Origin of the sequence: uncultured Campylobacter sp., from assembly GCF_938018035.1 — a bacterium.
Lineage (GTDB): Bacteria > Campylobacterota > Campylobacteria > Campylobacterales > Campylobacteraceae > Campylobacter_B.
In genome coordinates, this window is record NZ_CALIJF010000227.1 from 1 (window position 1) to 1,833 (window position 1,833).

General features: G+C 41.8%; 3 protein-coding genes. 1 reads left to right on the forward strand and 2 read right to left on the reverse strand.

Translation table 11 applies throughout. The features are described 5' to 3' along the window. A partial coding sequence (locus tag Q0257_RS06935; RefSeq protein ID WP_298023273.1) for a 7-cyano-7-deazaguanine synthase occupies positions 1–170 on the reverse strand: 170 nt, incomplete at its 3' end. A 54-nt stretch (positions 171–224) separates the two neighbouring features. Between Q0257_RS06935 and ybeY the strand changes: the two genes are divergently transcribed. Next, positions 225–854, forward strand: coding sequence for an rRNA maturation RNase YbeY (gene ybeY / locus Q0257_RS06940; RefSeq protein ID WP_298023267.1), 630 nt, complete (start codon positions 225–227; stop codon positions 852–854). Positions 855–1,070: 216 nt separating this feature from the next. Here the strand turns inward: ybeY and Q0257_RS06945 are convergent, their stop codons facing one another. Then, positions 1,071–1,640 (reverse strand): hypothetical protein, encoded by a 570-nt coding sequence (locus tag Q0257_RS06945; RefSeq protein ID WP_298023270.1) that lies wholly within the window; start codon positions 1,638–1,640, stop codon positions 1,071–1,073. Between the last annotated feature and the right edge of the window lie 193 nt (positions 1,641–1,833).

Below are 1,833 nucleotides of genomic sequence, written 5' to 3' on the forward strand. Positions count from 1 at the left end.
TTTGCGACCCCCAAATCGTCGCAAATTTTACCGAAGCACTCGCGTTCCTTGTCCATCGTGCGCTGATTATAATCAAAATGCAGCGCCACGATCTCGTAACCTTCGCGCTTCGCGATATAGGCGCAGGTCGCGCTGTCCATGCCGCCGCTGATCACGCATAAAGCTCTCATTTTCGTCCTTTTTTTGCTAAAATTATACGAAAATTTTATAAAAGAGGGGTAAAAATGATACTTTGCGAGCAGCCCTATCCCGAAATTTTGGACGCTATCGCGGCGGAGCTGGGCGGCGGGAGCATCGAGCTAATTTTCGTGCGCAGTGAGGAGATGCGGCAGCTAAACGTGCAAACGCGCGGCATCGATAAGGCGACCGACGTGCTGAGCTTCCCGCTCGATCCTGCAGCGTTTGCGGGCTTCGACAGGGATTTGAGCGAAGAGAATTCCGCGCATGAAAACAGCGGCTCTAAAAATCAAAACGCTGCGAATTTCGCTAGTGAAAATACAAGCGCCGCAAATTCTGCGAGTGAAAATTCCAATACCATAAATTCTGAAAATTCCGAGGGCGAAAGTTCTGACGATGAAAATTTAAAGAGTGAGAATTTTGACGGCGGAAATTTCGCCCCCGCGCTGCTCGGCTCGGTCGTGATAAATTTAGACCTCGTAGAGCTGAAAGCCGCGCAGCTGGGGCACGGCAGGGATGACGAGACGGCGCTGCTTTTTACGCACGGCATGCTGCACGTGCTAGGCTTCGACCACGAGAGCGACAGCGGGCAGATGCGCGCCAAGGAGTGCGAGATAATCGAGAAATTTCGCCTTCCAAAAAGCCTGATCGTGCGAACGGATGAAAGCGAGGAGTAAGCGCCGCGGATAGCAAGCTGCGCGGTAAGCTCTATATGGATCACGAAGTAAAGTTTATATTCGAGCAATAAATTTGAAGTGTCGAGGCATGAGTGAGAAAAATTTTGCGATATATATTGAAAAAGTTTATTTGACATTAGCAGAATGAATTCCTGCGCGTATTTTTAAGTAGAATTCTTATCGCATCAGATATTGCGGAAACGTTATACGACATATTTATGCCCCTTTTAATGAATTTTTATATGCTTTATTTAGTTGAAAAAATGTAAAAAATAAAACTAGCGCCAAGATAATTCCGCTGAATAAAAAGAGTTTTTGTTCAAAGAAATTTTGCCTAAGATCAACTTCGATGATTACTTTATTATCACAATCTCCAAATTCTACGATATGAAGATTGATCATTTTTAAGATTACGCATTTATTATTAATGTATCTACTAAATATAAAATCACAAAAGTATTTTTCTTCATAGTCGTATTTGTTTGTATCAATATGAAAATCGATAAATTCCCAAGAAAAGATTTTGCCATTTCCCGCTACAGATATCTTGCAACCATTACCGCTTTTATAACCATGAAATCTAAAAAATTTCTCTACTGTTCCGGAGAAAATATATGGATTCTGTAAGGACTTCTCACTGGGTGCAACTGCATAAGCGGCTGAAAAACATATAGGCATAAGAACCATAGAAAATACGGCAATCATAGCTAAAAAATTATGCTTTTTAGCAAAGCCGAATTTGATTAGATCATTATAATAATCCACGTAACGAAGCGGATTTTTCATTGTGTTCCTTTAGATAAACATAGATGGTAGCCCAAAAAGCGCACGCTATCGCAAGTTCGGTAATTAGACTTAACGGCTACCCTCGATATCCGCAAAGTGCGAATGGGCGCACAAAATCTAACTGCATTTTCATTAAATTTCAAATGATATTTACGATATATTGTATTGTGCGGCGGATTAAATGCTGCTTAAT